Annotated in this window: 16 protein-coding genes, 1 tRNA gene and 1 riboswitch; of the genes, 8 read left to right on the forward strand and 9 right to left on the reverse strand. The window is 66.0% G+C overall.

Annotated features, from left to right (window positions below):
• Positions 1-13 precede the first annotated feature (13 nt).
• Positions 14-1,471: a phospholipase D-like domain-containing protein gene (locus AC6LJ2_RS01685; RefSeq protein WP_263912227.1), complete on the reverse strand. Its 1,458-nt coding sequence runs from the start codon at positions 1,469-1,471 to the stop codon at positions 14-16.
• A gap of 317 nt (positions 1,472-1,788) precedes the next feature.
• Here AC6LJ2_RS01685 and AC6LJ2_RS01690 point away from each other — a divergent pair.
• Together AC6LJ2_RS01690 and kdgT are read left to right on the forward strand one after the other, a co-directional pair.
• A tRNA-His gene (locus AC6LJ2_RS01690) sits at positions 1,789-1,864 on the forward strand.
• 532 nt (positions 1,865-2,396) lie between these two features.
• Positions 2,397-3,398: a 2-keto-3-deoxygluconate transporter gene (kdgT, locus tag AC6LJ2_RS01695; RefSeq protein ID WP_498150607.1), complete on the forward strand. Its 1,002-nt coding sequence runs from the start codon at positions 2,397-2,399 to the stop codon at positions 3,396-3,398.
• 33 nt (positions 3,399-3,431) lie between these two features.
• Here the strand turns inward: kdgT and AC6LJ2_RS01700 are convergent, their stop codons facing one another.
• The 7 genes from AC6LJ2_RS01700 to AC6LJ2_RS01730 all read right to left on the reverse strand — a co-directional run bounded on the left by AC6LJ2_RS01700 (position 3,432) and on the right by AC6LJ2_RS01730 (position 7,788).
• Positions 3,432-3,821, reverse strand: a complete 390-nt coding sequence (locus AC6LJ2_RS01700) for a type II toxin-antitoxin system HicB family antitoxin (protein WP_498150608.1) — start codon at positions 3,819-3,821, stop codon at positions 3,432-3,434.
• 21 nt (positions 3,822-3,842) lie between these two features.
• Complete coding sequence (locus AC6LJ2_RS01705; protein WP_263912221.1) at positions 3,843-4,025, reverse strand: type II toxin-antitoxin system HicA family toxin; 183 nt, start codon at positions 4,023-4,025, stop codon at positions 3,843-3,845.
• Positions 4,026-4,130: 105 nt separating this feature from the next.
• Complete coding sequence (gene mntP / locus AC6LJ2_RS01710) at positions 4,131-4,694, reverse strand: manganese efflux pump MntP (protein ID WP_263912220.1); 564 nt, start codon at positions 4,692-4,694, stop codon at positions 4,131-4,133.
• An 11-nt stretch (positions 4,695-4,705) separates the two neighbouring features.
• A riboswitch (yybP-ykoY riboswitch) is annotated at positions 4,706-4,875 on the reverse strand.
• A gap of 56 nt (positions 4,876-4,931) precedes the next feature.
• Entirely contained in the window at positions 4,932-5,303 is a 372-nt protein-coding gene (locus tag AC6LJ2_RS01715) for a tRNA-binding protein (protein ID WP_498150609.1), read from the reverse strand.
• A 10-nt stretch (positions 5,304-5,313) separates the two neighbouring features.
• Positions 5,314-6,975, reverse strand: a complete 1,662-nt coding sequence (locus tag AC6LJ2_RS01720; protein WP_498150610.1) for a hypothetical protein — start codon at positions 6,973-6,975, stop codon at positions 5,314-5,316.
• Between the two features lie 8 nt (positions 6,976-6,983).
• Complete coding sequence (locus tag AC6LJ2_RS01725; protein ID WP_263912215.1) at positions 6,984-7,598, reverse strand: YiiX family permuted papain-like enzyme; 615 nt, start codon at positions 7,596-7,598, stop codon at positions 6,984-6,986.
• A gap of 28 nt (positions 7,599-7,626) precedes the next feature.
• Positions 7,627-7,788, reverse strand: coding sequence for a hypothetical protein (locus tag AC6LJ2_RS01730; RefSeq protein WP_263912213.1), 162 nt, complete (start codon positions 7,786-7,788; stop codon positions 7,627-7,629).
• Between the two features lie 614 nt (positions 7,789-8,402).
• Between AC6LJ2_RS01730 and AC6LJ2_RS01735 the strand changes: the two genes are divergently transcribed.
• The 3 genes from AC6LJ2_RS01735 to AC6LJ2_RS01745 all read left to right on the forward strand — a co-directional run bounded on the left by AC6LJ2_RS01735 (position 8,403) and on the right by AC6LJ2_RS01745 (position 9,927).
• Positions 8,403-8,597, forward strand: coding sequence for a hypothetical protein (locus tag AC6LJ2_RS01735; RefSeq protein ID WP_445657128.1), 195 nt, complete (start codon positions 8,403-8,405; stop codon positions 8,595-8,597).
• 30 nt (positions 8,598-8,627) lie between these two features.
• The gene (locus tag AC6LJ2_RS01740; protein WP_263912210.1) at positions 8,628-9,119 is read left to right on the forward strand and encodes a GNAT family N-acetyltransferase; all 492 of its coding nucleotides are present in this window, start codon (positions 8,628-8,630) and stop codon (positions 9,117-9,119) included.
• 175 nt (positions 9,120-9,294) lie between these two features.
• Complete coding sequence (locus AC6LJ2_RS01745; RefSeq protein ID WP_263912208.1) at positions 9,295-9,927, forward strand: FMN-binding negative transcriptional regulator; 633 nt, start codon at positions 9,295-9,297, stop codon at positions 9,925-9,927.
• Between the two features lie 51 nt (positions 9,928-9,978).
• Here AC6LJ2_RS01745 and AC6LJ2_RS01750 read toward each other — a convergent pair whose 3' ends face one another.
• Positions 9,979-11,235 carry an MFS transporter gene (locus tag AC6LJ2_RS01750; protein WP_445657126.1) on the reverse strand — a complete coding sequence of 419 codons (1,257 nt, stop codon included), beginning with the start codon at positions 11,233-11,235 and terminating at the stop codon, positions 9,979-9,981.
• Between the two features lie 89 nt (positions 11,236-11,324).
• Here AC6LJ2_RS01750 and AC6LJ2_RS01755 point away from each other — a divergent pair, with 89 nt between their 5' ends.
• From AC6LJ2_RS01755 to AC6LJ2_RS01765, 3 genes are all read left to right on the forward strand, one after another.
• A complete protein-coding gene (locus AC6LJ2_RS01755; protein WP_498150611.1) occupies positions 11,325-12,068 on the forward strand; it encodes an ArsR/SmtB family transcription factor in 744 nt (247 codons plus the stop codon).
• A gap of 87 nt (positions 12,069-12,155) precedes the next feature.
• Positions 12,156-12,782 (forward strand): N-acetyltransferase, encoded by a 627-nt coding sequence (locus AC6LJ2_RS01760; protein ID WP_263912205.1) that lies wholly within the window; start codon positions 12,156-12,158, stop codon positions 12,780-12,782.
• A gap of 314 nt (positions 12,783-13,096) precedes the next feature.
• Positions 13,097-13,369, forward strand: coding sequence for a hypothetical protein (locus AC6LJ2_RS01765; protein ID WP_263912203.1), 273 nt, complete (start codon positions 13,097-13,099; stop codon positions 13,367-13,369).
• Positions 13,370-13,380 lie beyond the last annotated feature (11 nt).

Here is a 13,380-nt window from a genome sequence, read left to right on the forward strand (position 1 = left end):
GCCGGTCATGCGCCTACAGATACGGCGTGGCCAGCCAGATCACCTTGTTGCGCAGGCGCTTGGCGAAGGGCGCCTGCTGCAGGTTTTCCAGGGTTTCGCGGCGCGCGTTGCCCACCAGCGCATCGATCTTCGCGCCGATCCAGCGCGCCACGGCGGGGTCGTAGATTTCCGTATCCAGCTCGAAATTGAGCCGCAGGCTGCGCGGGTCCAGGTTCGACGAACCCACATAGGCCCAGCCGTCGTCCACCGTCATCAGCTTCGAATGGTCGAACATGCCTTGCGAGCGCCACACCCGGCACCCGGTGCGCACCACCTGGTCCAGTTGCGCGGTCATCGCGTAGTCCACCAGCCGCAGGTTGTTCTTGCCGGGAATCACGATGTCCACCACCACCCCGCGGCGCGCCGCCGTGGCCAGCGCGCCGATCAGCGGCTGGTCCGGCAGGAAGTAGGGCGACTGGATGCGCACGTGCCGCTGCGCCACCGCCAGCGCGCCCAGCAGAATGCTGTGGGCGCTGCCCATCGCCCGGTCCGGCCCCGACGGCACGCAGCGCATGGGCACCGTGCCATGGGGCGGCTGCGCGCTGGGGTCGAACCAGGGCGTGGCCGGCAGCGATTCGTGCGTCGTGAAATTCCAATCGTGCGCAAACACCGACATCAGCTGCGTCACGATCGGCCCTTCCACCCGGAAGTGCGTGTCGACATTGGTCGCCGCGCCCGACAGCGCCGTCACGAACGCCGCCCGCACATTCATGCCGCCGGTAAAGCCGATGCGCCCATCCACCACCAGCACCTTGCGGTGGCTGCGCAGATTGGCATAAGGCATGCGCAGCACGCCCAGCGGGTTGGTCATGAAGCGCGCCACCGGCACCCCGCCACGCGCCAGCATCCGCACGATCGGCGGGTGCGAATACTTCGACCCGATCGCGTCGATCAGCACGCGGACCTGCACGCCGCGCGCCTGCGCCTCGATCAACGCGTCGGCCATTTCGCGGCCAATCGCATCGTTGTCGAAGATATAGCTTTGCATCGCAATGGCATGGCGGGCGTTGCGTATGGCCTGCAGCATCGCCGGATACGCCTCGTCGCCGCCCGCCAGCGGCAGCACGGTATTGCCGCCCAGCAGCCGGAAGCGGCTGACCTGGTCGCCCAGCACCTTCAGCGACGCGAACTGCGGGCCTGAAATGGGCGCCACGTCCACGCTGGGCGTCTCCACCAGCGCGGCATCCACCAGCATCGCCTCGTCGCGCTGCTGCGTCATCCGCGTCTTGCGGATGCGGTTGATGCCCGCCACGAAATAGGCCAGGGCGCCGAACAGCGGCGAAAACAGCGCCAGCCCGACCCAGCCGATGGCCGAGCGCACATCCTGCTTGGTCATCGCGGCGTGCACCGCCGCGCCGGCTCCGGCAACCAGGCTGACGCCGAACACCAGGTGCGGCCAGTAGGCGATCAGTAATTCGTGTATGCGATCCATAGCGCCAGCGCGGGCGGGCCTCCAAAGGGTGGTCCAAGGGGTGTGCCAAGCGGCAAGGATAGCAAGGCTGGCGGGCAGGCAGGCTGGGGCTGGCCGGGATTGACGGGGCATTGATGGCCGAGCCAGACAGGGCGTTTTACACACGCGAAAAAAACGTGCTAGAATTCGGCCTCTTCGCTGTTGAACACAACGAAGCCGCTGGCAAAATGCGAAAGCAAACCGCGAAAGCAAAACGCGAAAGCAAAATGCAAAACACGTAAGACACGCCGCAAGGGTGTTTGAGTGGCGGCAATAGTTCAGCAGCAAAGAAACCAGTGGTGGCTGTAGCTCAGTTGGTAGAGTCCTGGATTGTGATTCCAGTTGTCGTGGGTTCGAGTCCCATCAGCCACCCCACCGAATTCAAGAGAAAGGCACTTACGCGAAAGCGAAGTGCCTTTTTCTTTTTCGCGGTGCCAGTGCAGCGGTCGCATCGCTGCAACAGCATGGCTGCAACAACGCGGCCGCAGCAATCCTGCGCCAACATCACGGTCGGCAACGCCGCCTCATCACTTTCGTCGTATCGGCATCGCAGGTCCGCCACCGATACGCCGCGTCCCCTCTGCCTCCGTCACGTGCCACACGCGCGTCGCGTGGATCCTGTCGACCGGGGTGCCGCGGCGCATTCACGTCAATGGCCTATTTGTCCGAGCTCACCGGCCTCGATTTCCAGCGGGATGCCAACCGCGTCATTTTATTCCATATATAAAAATTAATTTTATTAATAAAATTACAATAAGGGGGTTTTCAAACGATTTATCGGTGTTTACCCGCTATTTTCGCCAAAAATATGGGGGAAGATCGATTTTTTCGTAGCGTTTTTCAATAAAACTTGATTTCATTAGAAAAACGCGAGTCCGCGCAGGCGCCCCGCAACAACGGAGACAACATGAAAATCAAGCGTTCCATCGAACGGATTCCCGGCGGCATGATGCTCGTACCGCTGCTGCTCGGGTCCGCCCTGCACACCTTCTGGCCCGACACCGGCAAGTACTTCGGCTCGTTCACCAACGGCCTGATCACCGGCGTCGTGCCCATCCTTGCCGTCTGGCTGTTCTGCCTGGGCGCATCCATCAACCTGCGCGCCACCGGCACCGTGCTGCGCAAGTCGGGTGCGCTGATCGGTGCCAAGCTCGGCCTGGCGTGGGTGGTGGCTCTGCTGGCATCGCACTGGCTGCCGGAAGGTGGCATCGCCACCGGCTTTTTCGCCGGCCTGTCGGTGCTGGCGCTGGTGGCCGCGCTGGACATGACCAACGCGGGCCTGTTCGCGTCGTTGATGGAGGAATACGGCACGCGCGAAGAGGCCGGCGCATCCGTCTTGATCGGCATGGAATCCGGTCCGCTGATGACCATGATCATCCTGGGCACGACCGGACTGGCGGCGTTCGAGGCGCATCACCTGGTCGGCGTCGTGATTCCGTTCCTGATCGGCTTTGCGTTGGGCAACCTGGACGAAGACCTGCGCGAATTCTTCAGCCGCGGGCCGCGCATGCTGATCCCGTTCTTCGCCTTTGCGCTGGGCAACACCATCAATCTGTCCGTCATCCTGGATACCGGCTTGCTGGGCATCGTGGTGGCGGTGGGTGTGATGCTGGCGTCGGGCGTGGCGCTGGTGATTTCCGACATCCTGATCGGCGGCGGCCGCGGCACGGCGGGTGTGGCCGCGTCCAGCACGGCAGGCGCCGCCGCGGCCACCCCCAGCCTGGTCGCCGCCGCGGCGCCGCAGTTTCAACCGTGGGCGCCGGCAGCGACCGCCCTGGTCGCGGCATGCGTGGTCATCACCGCCTTGCTCGTGCCCATGCTGACCGCCTTCTGGGCAAAGCGCATCGCCCCGCGCATGCGCCGGGGCAAGGCGCAAGCCGTGCCGGTGATGCGGGCCAGCGAGGTGTGATTTGGATTGGAGCGTGAGGCTTGGATTCCCGCCTTACGCTGCCGACATCTCGTGCTCTGCTGCCATCGCTAGAAATGCGGAGCGTGACAGATGGCGCGCCTTGGCGACCTCATCGATACGATGCACGAGGTATTCGGGCAGGCTGATGTTCAGCCGAACGGCTTTAGTACTGATCTTGGACAGGTCGATCTCGACCATCATCCAGAAGCCGGCTTTGTAGTCTGCGTGTTTTGACCACTGGTCAGGAGTCGACGGGGGAGGGATATGCTCCGTTTCGCCGAAAAAATGAGCTTCTACGGCTTCTTGAGCCGCGCGTGGCAGATCTTGCAAATCATCGGCACCGGTGAAGCATCCGGGAAAATCCGGAAAGGACGCCCCAAAGGCGCTGTCTTTATCCTTTTGCACGTAGATCGGATAGAGCATAGGGTTCTCCGTGACAGGCTTTTATCGCAGGCCGGCTTGCTTCAGGATGCTGCGCTGAGTTGCTAGCGGCAGATCTTTCTTGGGATGCGGCACGGTGACCTTGCCAAGTTTGATCGGGTGCTTGAATTGGTGGTGGGAGCCCACGGTGTGCACTAAGTACCACCCGTCCGCCTTCAATTGCCTGATAAGGTCTGCGCTAGTCATTTGTGTATTTATACACAAGGCGTAATCATACACAATAATCGTTCGGTCTGAGTTTGTATGATGAATCACCTGTCGCGCCATTCGCCTGGGCGCATAGCCCAGACATCAGGCCTTCAAGTGCTCGTACAGAATAGTGGCCCCGATCCCGATCAGCGCCAGTCCCCCCAGCACTTCCGCGCGCTTGCCGGCGACGTTGCCGACCAGACGGCCGATCATGACGCCCAGGGTCACCATCAGCAAGGTGGCCAGGCCGATCGCCAAGGCGGTGACGACGATGTTGTTGTCGATGAACGCCAGGCTCACGCCCACCGCCATGGCGTCGATGCTGGTGGCGAAACCGGTGGCGGCCAGCAGCCAGAACGAATGGCGGCCGACAGGGGCGGCATCTTCCTTGTCCGCGCCCAGGCCGTTGCGGATCATCATCGCGCCCAGGATACAGAGCATGCCGAAGGCGATCCAATGGTCCCAGTCCTGCACGAACTTCGCGGCCATCGAGCCCAATGCCCAGCCGATCACGGGCGTGATTGCTTCGATCACACCGAAGATCAGGCCGGTGCGCAAGGCTTCGGACAGGCGGGGTTTGTGCAGCGCGGCGCCTTTGCCGATCGCCGCCGCGAAGGCGTCGGTGGACATGGCGAAGGCCAGGACTATCGTGGAAACGGCATTCATGCGAGAGAAGCTCCGACCGGGCGAAACGCATAGACTTTTTCCCTATCGCCCGGTCAGAAGCTACGGAAAAGTCCATGGTCTCGCCAAACCGTATCGGTTGTTTGCGCCATGGCCAGGGGGGCCAAGAATGTTGACGCAAACGCTTCCGGACGGGGCCGGAAGAGGCTACTCCCCAAAGAGGAACGCCAGTTTACCAAAAGGCGCGTGGCGCGGGTGTGACAGCGCCGGGCGCCAGGCTCAGGTCAGCCGCGCCCCGTCGGGCACGTCAAGCTCGGGCGTGACCAGCACGGTGTGGTCGGCGTCGTCCGCCAGCCCCAGCACCAGCACTTCGGAACGCACCGGGCCCACCTGGCGCGGCGGGAAGTTCACGATGCCCAGCACGCGCTTGCCGGGCAGGTCTGCCAAGGCGTAGCGGCCGGTGAGCTGAGCCGAGCTTTTCTTGACGCCGACGCCGGCGCCGAAATCGATGGTCAGCTTGTAGGCCGGCTTGCGCGCTTCGGGAAACGGATCTGCGGCGACGATGGTGCCCACGCGGATGTCGACCTTCATGAAGTCATCGAAGCTGACGGTCGGGGCGGGCGGCGTGTTGGGGTCTTGGGTGTAGTGCATGGCAGGAATTCTAGGCCAGATCGATGCCGCCGCGCGTCACGGATGCGGCCAGCAGGTCTCGCAGGTCGACCACGGCAATGCGCCCGTCTATCGTGCCGACCGCCAGGCGTTCGTCGCGTGCGTCCATGGCGTAGATCACGGTGGCTGCGCCTTGCATGCGGACCCTGGCATCCAGCCGCACGCCCCCCGTCAGCGCGTCGATCAGCATCAGCCGGCCGTCCAGGAATGCCGCGATCACCAGCCCGGCGGCCGCCAGGATCATGGTGGGCGACGCATGCGTGGCATGGCGCCACGACAGCAGACCGCGCGTCAGGCTTTTGCGGTAGATGAAACCGCTGTAGGTCCTGTCGACCGTGGGCGTGTAGTGCTTGCCGGCGATGACGACGCCGGGCCCCTGTTCGTCGTCGACATACGCGCCGCGGCATTCCATCGCATGGCTGGCGTGCGTGCCATCGGGTTGCAGCAGCGGCCACAGGCGCTCGATGCTGCCGTCGGCATGCACGATGCACAGGTGCTTGCCTTCGTGCGAGCTGGGCGGCGTGCCCTGCACGGCGAACAGGTGCGGGGCGCCGTTGATGCCGATGTAGTGGTTGAAGCAGTCGTAGTGGCCGACGTCCAGCCGCTGTTGCGTTGCCAGCGTGGCATCCAGCTGCACGTCATGGGCGCGCGGGCGCGTCGGGCCCATGCGGTCCTGGCGTCCCAGCAGGCGGCCGTCGCTCGCGATCGAGAAGGTGTATTGGCCAGCGTAGTCGTGCACCGCGACCAGGGCGTCGCCCCGCAGGGCATACAGGCGGGAATCGCGGCGGAACCGGTCGCCGGGATCGGGTGGGGCCACGGCATGCACCGTGACGGCTTCTGCGCGCAGGATTTCGGCGCCGTGGCCGCCGCCCTCGTGACGGGCGACCAGACGCCCCTGCGCGTCGTAGCGGTCCAGCAGGCAGTTGTCGTGCGTGGCGCCCAGGGCGTCGGCATTCAGCCACGCGAGATCCCAGATGGCCCCGCGCAATCCCAGGTCGGGTACGCCCAGCCAATCGGCCAGGCGGTCGGCGGCATCAGGGGCGGGCGTCGGTGCGCCGCCCGTCGTGGCCGTGGCCGGGTCCAGTGTCAGTGTTTCGTGCGACCGCGCATGCCAGGCCGCGTCTGAACCTTCGATCTGGATGGGGAACACGGTGTCCAGTACCTGGTTCCAGGCGCCGTCGGGGTCGTATTCCTGGTCGCCCCATTCTTCGTCCCAGGGCCGGACCCAGGCGTGCACGTGGCTGCCATCGTCGCTGTAGCGGCAACGCACGACTTCGGGAATCGCCGCGTAGGGGCGGCGGCTGTTGCCGCTTTGCCAATTCCAGAAGGCCAGGTCGCCTTCGAACAGATAGCCGCCGTCGTAGCTGCCCGCCCCGATCACGACGACGGGTTCGGTGGGATGGAACGCCACGTCGTTGACCGGCAGGCGCAGCGCGTCGTACACCGCGAAGGGGGCCGGCTCGCCCTGCCGGTACAGGCCGACGCGATAGCGCAGCGCGGCACCGCCATAGGCCGCCCGTGCGCGCGGCGTGGCCAGCAGTGGAAATACCGAAGCCACCGCGGCGATGTCGCCGGCAGGACTGAAGAAGACACCGGTGATATTGCCTGCACCGTGCAAGGCCGGGTTCATGAACGGGATCGGCGTCGCGTCCATGACCGGACTCAAGGCGTGCGCAGCAGTGGCGAATCGAACATCGCGGCGGGCGAGATGATCGGTTCTTCCCAGGGAATGGCGTCGCCGTAGCGCTCTCGCATCTTGGCGCGCACGGCTGGGGCAGTCAGATCGAATTGCTTCAGCGGTTGCAGCGCGCCGATCTCGATGCCGAGCGCGCGCTGATAGGTTTTCCAGACCAGTTCCGAGCAATAGATCTTGTCGTCCGACCAGCCGAACGCGGCGTCATACGGCTTGCCCGCATAGGTGGCGCCAATGGCGGCCAGGCGGTCGCGTCGCGCCGGCGTCAGTTGCGAGGGATCGCGCAGGCGCTTGACCACGTAAGCGCCGCGTTCGCCTTGCGCGGCCCAGGTTGCCAGCGGCGTGTAGCGCACCGTGGCAGCGGCTTCGAGCACGTAGGGGCGGCCTTGCCGCAGCACGATCATGCCCATGTGGCTATAGGGAGAGTGGGTGGCCTGCTGCACCGCCAGGCTTTGGGCGGAACGTGACTGCTGGAACACCAGGTCGCCGGTCTGGACGTCGGGGGCGGCCACCACAGCCAGGGAGACGGCGCAGAGCGCGGCCGCGGCGGTACGGCAAAGCCAGGCGATGATGGAAGGGCGCATGGACAGGTGAGCGGGGTTCAGCCGCGCATCATGATTTGGCCGCGGCGGTGGCGGTCTTCTTGCTGCGCGGTTTGGCGACGGGCGTTTTTTCGGCGACGGGCGCGTCGAACTCCTGTTTGTTGCGTTCGCCCCGTGGGGTGTTTTCCGGATGGGGCTTGGGAAACGCCCAGGGCTTGGTCTTCTGATCCATTGCTAGTACTCCTTGCACAGGCGGAACAGTAGCATTTGCCGCGGCCGTGGGTAAGTGAGGGTTGACGTCAATATTCATCACATCGTGATATGAGAAAACGGGAATGCGCGGCGGTTGGCGGCTGGCCTTGAAAGGTGGCAGCAAGCTTGGCGATGGCGCCGGTGGCCACGCAGGCCTGCCGGGCTGTCGCAAGGCCGGCCATGCGGACCGGCCTTCTATGGACCGCCGCGGCGGCGACGGGTTCAATCGACGGCGGCGCGCAGTGTGCTGCTGGCGCCAGACCGCTGCAGGCCGCGGGGCCGCGGCGCGCAATTCTACCTTGGCTGCGAAAGACGATGCGTCCGATATTGGCCATGACACGTCATGTCCCGCTCACGGCAGGTCGGCGTGGCCGGGTCCGGATGCGGTCGGATGGCGGTCGTCGCGGTCGTGCCCGATCGTCGATCGCGGTGCGCATCGGCGCTCTCGCGGGTTTACCCCTTTGGTAGCAACCCGTATCAGCCCAATGGTGTCATCCGGCCGCCAGGTCAGCTCATCCTTCTGCGCGCCGCACGCCGCAATCGCGCCGGTATGCGCGGGACTACGATGGGGGGCGTGCACATAGGGAGGAAACTATGGACACGACCAAAGAGTGGTACGCCGCCGTCAAGGAATGGCAACGCGCGCGGGACGAGCTCACCGCCGCCGTCGCCGCGATCAAGTGGCCCAATCCCACGCCGGGATGCCTGGACACCTATGATCGCGCCTACGAACATGAAACCGCCGCGCGCGAGCGCATGAACCAGGCCTACGAGCGCGTCCGACGATAAGCCTTGCACGCAGTTGCTACACTGCCGCGCATGACGCAACTCCCCTCATCCCCCCTGACGATCCGGCCGGCCCGAACGGCCGACGCCGCCGCCATCGAGGACGTGCTGACGCGCACCTACGAAGGCACCTGGCAACCGCAGATGACGCCGGAGAAATACCGGCATTTCCTGGACTCGGGCAAGATCCCCCAGTATGTCGCGGCGCGTGGCACGCTGTTCCATGTCTGCGAGGTCGATGGCCGCGTGGCCGGCATGGTCGATTGGGAGAAAAACTTCATCTGGGCCCTGCACGTGCATCCGGCCGTGCAGCGGCGCGGCGTGGGCGCGGCGCTGCTGGCCCTGGCCGAAGACGGCATGCGCGCGGCCGGCTTTGCCGACGCCCGCCTGGAAACCGACACCTTCAATACCCAAAGCCGCGCGTTCTACCGCAAGCACGGCTACGCCGAAATCGACACCTATCCCGACGAGGAATGGGACAGCGGCTTCACCACGGTGCTGCTGGTGAAGGCATTGGCGGGCTGACTGTCCGGGCGGTGCGGCCCTTGGGCAGGCTTCCCGGTGTGAACGCCCGTGTCACGGGCAGGTGCCCGTCGGCAGGTGTTGTGGCTCCATGAATTGGCGGCCATATGGCTCTGGTTATGGAGCCAGGCTGGCGCTATCGTGTGTTTTTCCCCGACATCACACATCCCTCTGCGCCATGTACCTGCCGTCCGCTTTCCGCGAAGATTCGCTCGAGGTCCAGCACGATTTCATCCGCGCCCACCCGCTGGGCGTGCTGATGACCAGCGGGGAGGGCGGGCTGATGGCCAACCACATCCCCTGTCTGCTCTATCCCGAAGGGCCGCACGGCGTGTTGCGCCTGCACATGGCCCGGGCCAATCCGCAATGGAAGGAACTGGCCGCGGGCGCGGAATGCCTGGTGGCGTTCCATGGCGCGCAGGCCTACATCACGCCGTCCTGGTACGCCACCAAGGCCGAGACGCACAAGGTCGTGCCCACCTGGAATTTTGTTGCGGTGCACGTATGGGGCACGCCGGTGATCCACGATGATCCCACCTGGGTGCGCGCGCAGATCGGCGCGCTGACCGAGGCCCAGGAAAAAGCGCGGGTGCAGCCCTGGCGGGTCGACGATGCACCCGAAGACTTCATCGCCGCGCAGATGCGCGCCATCGTCGGCGTCGAAATCGCCATCACGCGCATCGAGGGTAAATGGAAGGTCAGCCAGAACCGCACGCCGGCGGATCGCCAGGGCGTGGCCACCGGTCTGGCCGACGAGCAGGGCGATGCCGTCATGGCCGGTCTGGTGGCGCGCCGCGGCGGGCTCGACTGAGCGCATCGGCCGCGCTGCGGATGGCCCCACCGCCGTCCCGCAGCCGTGCGGTCAGGCCATCACGGGAGCTTGCCGCCGCGCCGAGGCGCCACGGCCCCATGTGAGGCACGCGATCGCCGCCGCCTGCACGCAGGCGGCCACGGCCAGGAACCAGAACATCGACCGGTCCGCTTCGCCCGAGACCGACCGCAGCACGCCGAATACGGCCGGCGCAAACGCATAGGCGCCTTGCGACAACGCCACGATCAGCGGCACCACCCGCAGCGCGTCTTCGCGCGCGAATTCCGTCTGCGCAATCAGCGGCGGCAACGACGTGGCATTGCCGATGCCCGAGCCGAATAGCACCACGCCCACCCACACCGCCCACATGTGGTCGGCCGCCAGCATCAGCACCAGCGAGCCCGCGATCTGTGCGCCATAGGACACGCAAGCGACCTTGCGGCGATCCGCGGTCGGCGGCATCAGCCACCCGACCAGGCTGCGCCCGGCGATGGCGCTGGCCGTAGCCAGCCCCATCGCGATGCCTGCGGTCTGTGCGCCCAGCAGCGGCGCCAGGAGCGACAGCAGGTGCGCGATCAGACCGATCTGCGCAAACAATCCCAGCGCCATGCCCGCGCCCAGCGTCAGGAAGGCGCGGTCGCGCCACAGCCTGGGCACGCGCGCCATCGTGTTGATCGCCGCCTGCGCGGGCGCGTCCGCCGCGGCGCCATCGGGCAACTGGCCCAGTTGCTGCGGCGTGACGGCAAACACCTTGCGCGCCAGCACGGCGATCACCAGCACCATCGCCGCGCCGACCCACAGCGCCGCCTGCGCGAAACCATAGCCCGCGATCAGGAACACCCACAGCGGTGAAAACACGATGCCGCCCACGCTGGCGCCGTTGTAGGCCATGCCCAGCGCCGTCGGCCGGCGCCTTACGAACCATGGCGCGATCAGCGCGTTGACCGCCGCCGCGCCCAGCGTCACCCAGCCCATGCCCGACAGCAGCGCCGCCGCGTACAACTGCCAGGGCGCGTCCGCCCGCGCCCAACCGGACACGCCCAGCGCCAGGGACACGGCGCCCGTCAGCGTCACGGCCGGCAGGCCCCAGCGCCGGTACAGCCGCGGCAGATTGGCCACCACCAACGTGCCGCACAGGAAATGCAGCGTCACGGCAGCCGACACCAGCGCCACGCTCCAGCCGGTGCGTTGCACCACGGCATGCAGGAACACGGGCGGGCCGTAGAAACCGACGCCCCAGCCGAACACGGCCAGGACGAAGGTGGCATACAGAACCTTCCAACCGAAAAAACGCGAGGCGTTGCGCATGATGGGGCCGGCGGCAAGGCCGGCTGTCTTGTTGAGATGACTCGCAGTATGCTTGGCCCTGTACACAACACTTTGGTCGTGGCCGAATTATGGAATCCAAGTTCGCCGACATCAATCTGTCGGCCGTTGCCGGCGCCATCGCCGATCCTGCCCGTGCGCGCATGCTGTGCGTGCTGCTGGACGGCCGTGCGCGCACCGCCACTGAACTGGCCGCCGCCGCCGACATCGGCGCGTCCACCGCCAGCAGCCATTTCCAGCGGCTGCGCGACCAGGGCCTGGTCGAGCTGGCGGTGCAGGGCAAGCATCGCTACTACCGCCTGGCCAATGCCGAAGTGGGCCAGGCGCTTGAAGCCCTGCTGGTGGTCGCGGGCGCCGAACGCACCCCGTTCAAGCCCAACACGCCGTCGGCGTTGCGCGAGGCCCGCACCTGCTACGACCACATGGCCGGCACGCTGGCCGTGCGCATCCACGATGCGATGCTGGCGCGCCAGTGGTTGGCGGCCGACGGCCGCGACTACTTCTTGACGCCGCTGGGCGAGGCCTCATTGGCGCAAGTGGGCGTGGACGTGGCCAAGGCGCGCCAGCGTCGCCGCCGCTTCGCCTGCGCCTGCCTGGACTGGAGCGAGCGCCGCTCGCACCTGGGCGGCGCGCTGGGCGCCGCACTGCTCGAGGCGCTGCTGCAACGCGGCTGGGTCGACAAGGACCTGGACTCGCGCGCCCTGTCGGTCACGCGCAAGGGCGCGCGCCAGTTCCCCGCGTTCTTCGGCATGCCGGACCAGGTGCCCGCGGACCGGGCCGACTGGACGCGGCCGGGCGATTCCGCGGCAGCCTGAGGTTCTATGACATCTTGCCGCCTGCACTTGCGGGCGGCACAAACACGGGTTTTTTCATCGGGCATTTGCCCTGTACAGGAGGTGGCCTTGCTTACGCTGGCCCTGCACGCTTTTCCTCGCGCCTTGCCTGTCGCGACGGAACTGCGCATCGACGTCAACCACGCTCCGCAAGAGGTGGACAAGGAACTCGATGCCATCTACGACCGTATGAATCGTCCCTCGGATCGCTTGCACGGATTGCAGGAGGTCCGTACCGACATCCCTGGCCTTGTGCTTCGCCATCGCGAAGCCGATGGCGAGTACTACGTGTACGTGGTGGACGTGCGGCGGGGCCGGCTGGCGGGCTATACCGTGTTCAACCGGTTGATCGAAGTGGGGCGGCGCGCCGACCCTTATGTGCGCGCGCCGCACTCGAAATACGCCGCGCCCTACCAGGGCATGGGCTTGGCGACTTCGGTCTATCGCTGGGGGCTGGATGCGGGCCTGTGCATCATGAGCGGTGCGCGCCAGTCGCCCGCCGCACACCGCCTGTGGCTCGGCCTGGCTCGTGACTATGCGCTGGGTTATGTCGACCTGCGACGAAAGCGCCTGAACTACCTGGGCCGTGCGGTGACGCCGACGGTGCTGGCCGACCTGCATACCCGCATGTTCCTGCTGGGGCGGGGGTGGACGCTGTCCGACTACCTGTCGGCCACCGGCATGAGCCCCGCTTGAAACCCTGACGACGCGACGAATGCCGCATGAAACCGCCCGGAAACCCGGCGGATAGTGCGCTTTCGCAACAGCTTTAGGGAAATCCCCGGGACAGATGACGCCCGCGGCCACTGGCCGCCGGCGTCATCCGGCTGTCAGCCGCGCCCCGCTTGCGCATCGGCGCGCCGAGCCCGTGCGGGGGGGCGGCACGACAGAAACGGGGACGCAAGTCTTGCGATGCAACAATGTTTCCATGAGATGCCCGGGTTACAAAACATATCCGAACTGTCATGAACAGGCGGGGTATGCTGGCTCGCAGAAAGAGGGCATCCGAAGTGCATCAGAACAACTTGATCTACAAGGGATACCGGCTGACGGCCAAAGTGTCCCGGGGCGCTGGCGCTGAGGTTCAAGCGTTGCCCAGCGGCCCCGTCTTCATCGCATCGGTCATGGTGGTCCAGGCGGGCGCGGTCCGCGAAGGCGGCGACGAATACCCCGTGCCACGCTTCGCCGAAGGCGGTTTTGTCTACAGTCCGCGCGAAGCGGTGCATGCCGCCATCCTGCATGGCCGCGAAATCGTCGACGGCCTGACCAACATGCCAGCCTGAGGTCCAGGCCG

The sequence above is a fragment of the Achromobacter sp. 1014246743 genome (genome assembly GCF_059760725.1).

Coding starts and splice junctions, on each gene's coding strand:
- AC6LJ2_RS01730 (WP_263912213.1), bottom strand. CDS start 7,788: ATGGATCAGAAGACCAAGCCCTGGGCGTTTCCCAAGCCCCATCCGGAA.
- mntP (WP_263912220.1), bottom strand. CDS start 4,694: ATGAATGCCGTTTCCACGATAGTCCTGGCCTTCGCCATGTCCACCGAC.
- AC6LJ2_RS01740 (WP_263912210.1), top strand. CDS start 8,628: ATGACGCAACTCCCCTCATCCCCCCTGACGATCCGGCCGGCCCGAACG.
- AC6LJ2_RS01700 (WP_498150608.1), bottom strand. CDS start 3,821: ATGCTCTATCCGATCTACGTGCAAAAGGATAAAGACAGCGCCTTTGGG.
- AC6LJ2_RS01720 (WP_498150610.1), bottom strand. CDS start 6,975: ATGGACGCGACGCCGATCCCGTTCATGAACCCGGCCTTGCACGGTGCA.
- AC6LJ2_RS01705 (WP_263912221.1), bottom strand. CDS start 4,025: ATGACTAGCGCAGACCTTATCAGGCAATTGAAGGCGGACGGGTGGTAC.
- AC6LJ2_RS01725 (WP_263912215.1), bottom strand. CDS start 7,598: ATGCGCCCTTCCATCATCGCCTGGCTTTGCCGTACCGCCGCGGCCGCG.
- kdgT (WP_498150607.1), top strand. CDS start 2,397: ATGAAAATCAAGCGTTCCATCGAACGGATTCCCGGCGGCATGATGCTC.
- AC6LJ2_RS01755 (WP_498150611.1), top strand. CDS start 11,325: ATGGAATCCAAGTTCGCCGACATCAATCTGTCGGCCGTTGCCGGCGCC.
- AC6LJ2_RS01685 (WP_263912227.1), bottom strand. CDS start 1,471: ATGGATCGCATACACGAATTACTGATCGCCTACTGGCCGCACCTGGTG.
- AC6LJ2_RS01715 (WP_498150609.1), bottom strand. CDS start 5,303: ATGCACTACACCCAAGACCCCAACACGCCGCCCGCCCCGACCGTCAGC.
- AC6LJ2_RS01745 (WP_263912208.1), top strand. CDS start 9,295: ATGTACCTGCCGTCCGCTTTCCGCGAAGATTCGCTCGAGGTCCAGCAC.
- AC6LJ2_RS01735 (WP_445657128.1), top strand. CDS start 8,403: ATGGACACGACCAAAGAGTGGTACGCCGCCGTCAAGGAATGGCAACGC.
- AC6LJ2_RS01750 (WP_445657126.1), bottom strand. CDS start 11,235: ATGCGCAACGCCTCGCGTTTTTTCGGTTGGAAGGTTCTGTATGCCACC.